The 2487-nt window shown below is 49.9% G+C and carries 3 protein-coding genes and 1 pseudogene; 3 read left to right on the forward strand and 1 reads right to left on the reverse strand.

Annotation, left to right across the window (positions count from 1 at the left end; genetic code table 11):
* From EH55_RS10490 to EH55_RS10500, 3 genes and pseudogenes are all read left to right on the forward strand, one after another.
* On the forward strand, nt 1-423 hold a 423-nt coding region (locus tag EH55_RS10490), incomplete at its 5' end, for an IS256 family transposase (RefSeq protein WP_037977633.1).
* 167 nt (nt 424-590) lie between these two features.
* A pseudogene (locus EH55_RS10495) lies at nt 591-1307 on the forward strand (phage/plasmid primase, P4 family); the annotation flags it as partial.
* Complete coding sequence (locus EH55_RS10500; RefSeq protein WP_037977635.1) at nt 1304-1783, forward strand: hypothetical protein; 480 nt, start codon at nt 1304-1306, stop codon at nt 1781-1783. The pseudogene EH55_RS10495 and the gene EH55_RS10500, both read left to right, overlap by 4 nt.
* A 229-nt stretch (nt 1784-2012) precedes the next feature.
* Here the strand turns inward: EH55_RS10500 and EH55_RS10505 are convergent.
* Nucleotides 2013-2487 (reverse strand): transposase (locus EH55_RS10505; protein ID WP_236617121.1); only part of this gene is annotated, 475 nt, incomplete at its 5' end.

The raw sequence follows: 2487 nt of genomic DNA on the forward strand, positions 1-2487 counted from the left end.
GTCTCTTACAAGGACATTAAGGCTTTTATGAATGATTTGAAGGGTGTCTATCAGGCTCCTACACTGGAGCAGGCCGAGGAAGGGCTTGACAGACTTGAAGAGAAGTGGGGCTCGAAATACCCGTCTTCGGTAGCGAGCTGGCGGAACAACTGGCCTCAGTTATCCGCTTATTTCAAGTATCCCTATGAGCTGCGCCGGATGATCTATACGACAAACCAGATCGAGAACTACAACCGGCAGCTCAGGAAAGTGACAAAAACACGTACGATCTTCCCCTCAGACGACGCCCTTCTCAAGCTCCTTTATCTTGCGACGATGGACATCACTGAAAAGTGGACCGGCAGGGACAGGGACTGGAGTAAAATTCTGTCACAGCTGTGCATTTACTTTGAGGAACGCATAGAACCCGGAGATCTGGAATAGCCCTAAACGCCTATAAGAAAAGTCCGGGCTGCAGTCCATTGACAGCCCGGATAGCGTATGTCATTATGGTGATACTGAAGCAGTAACGGTAACCCTTTGATGTCTTACATCGATCCAGGGGCAAGGGGTTTACACAGAATAAGTTACACTACCGCGTATTCCTCGACGTAATATCCGCCGTCTTCGGGCAGGGCAACGTCAGCAACGTTGAAATGTCCGGGCTTGTGGAACCGTTTCAGCGCATACGCCTCTACTCCTCGATACTCAACATCAGCTCTGAGACCCAAACCGACGTCAAGGGGGCGGAAAGCACATTCAAACAGCTTGTCGTGGGCGACGCCGTAAACGGCTGCTACAAAGGGCGCGATTTTATAGAATTCCGCACACGCGCCAAATTCATAAGCGCCTGCAACGACTACATCAAAAGCCGCGACGTTACCACCGGCTTTTTACGGAGAATATGCTTCGTCAACTTCAACGCGCGTTTTGTGGACGAGCCCGGCCCAGGTGAACTCAAGGCGGACCGGCAGCTCACCTCGAAACTCATTGAAGAACTGCCCGGCATCTTCAATTGGGCATACGCCGGCTATAAAATACTTCGCAAGGTACGCCAATTCTCCATGCCGGACGACCAGAAAGACACGCTCGACAACTTTGCGCGGGACGTAAACCCCGTCGTGTCCTTCATTGAGGACGAGATACTCCCCGGAGAATACGAGCGGGCCCGGCTTTATGAAATATACACGTCGTGGTGCAAGCAATGCGGACATATGCCTCTCTCACGCTCGGCCTTCATAAGAAGACTCAAGACTACGATGACGCAGTTAAAAAGGCGATTTGAAGAAACAAAATCAGGACCATTCAGGAGGTTTATAATTGGATGAGACTATCAAAAGACGAATTTCAGGTAATCGAATCAATACTCTCGCTTTACCCGGAGCTGTGCAGGGCGGAAGAACAGCGTAGAGACTACGTCATATCCTTAGTCTTAGCGCCCAACCGTGATACGCCCGTTCAGGGTGGTACCGGCGTATCTGCGATAGAGCGCTTCGTTGAGGGAGATAGGGAAAGCAACAACCTAAAGCTCATAATCGACCGCATTACCAGCTGCATATCGAAGCTGCGGTTTGAGGAAAGGCAATTCCTAAAAGAATACTATATCGAAGGCAAAGATACATATGACTTTGACGAGTCCCTTTCCGTGGTATACCGCAGGCGCCGAAAAATATGCGACAAGCTCACAGGTATTTTAGGGATATACCATCTCGTCAGGGAATGGCGCGCCGTTGAATCCGAGCGCCGGCTTGAAGCCGCCAGAAAACACGGGGCAAATAGCGGTAGTGTAACTTATTCTGTGTAAACCCCTTGCCCCTGGATCGATGTAAGACATCAAAGGGTTACCGTTACTGCTTCAGTATCACCATAATGACATACGCGGTAGTGTAACTTATTCTGTGTAAACCCCTTGCCCCTGGATCGATGTAAGACATCAAAGGGTTACCGTTACTGCTTCAGTATCACCATAATGACATACGCTATCCGGGCTGTCAATGGACTGCAGCCCGGACTTTTCTTATAGGCGTTTAGGGCTATTCCAGATCTCCGGGTTCTATGCGTTCCTCAAAGTAAATGCACAGCTGTGACAGAATTTTACTCCAGTCCCTGTCCCTGCCGGTCCACTTTTCAGTGATGTCCATCGTCGCAAGATAAAGGAGCTTGAAAAGGGCGTCGTCTGAGGGGAAGATCGTACGTGTTTTTGTCACTTTCCTGAGCTGCCGGTTGTAGTTCTCGATCTGGTTTGTCGTATAGATCATCCGGCGCAGCTCATAGGGATACTTGAAATAAGCGGATAACTGAGGCCAGTTGTTCCGCCAGCTCGCTACCGAAGACGGGTATTTCGAGCCCCACTTCTCTTCAAGTCTGTCAAGCCCTTCCTCGGCCTGCTCCAGTGTAGGAGCCTGATAGACACCCTTCAAATCATTCATAAAAGCCTTAATGTCCTTGTAAGAGACGAATTTTGTCGTGTACGGATCTGATGGACGATGCAGCGCTGGACTTCGGCTT

It is taken from the genome of Synergistes jonesii, from assembly GCF_000712295.1.
GTDB lineage: Bacteria > Synergistota > Synergistia > Synergistales > Synergistaceae > Synergistes > Synergistes jonesii.

Coding starts and splice junctions, on each gene's coding strand:
- EH55_RS10500 (WP_037977635.1), top strand. CDS start 1,304: ATGAGACTATCAAAAGACGAATTTCAGGTAATCGAATCAATACTCTCG.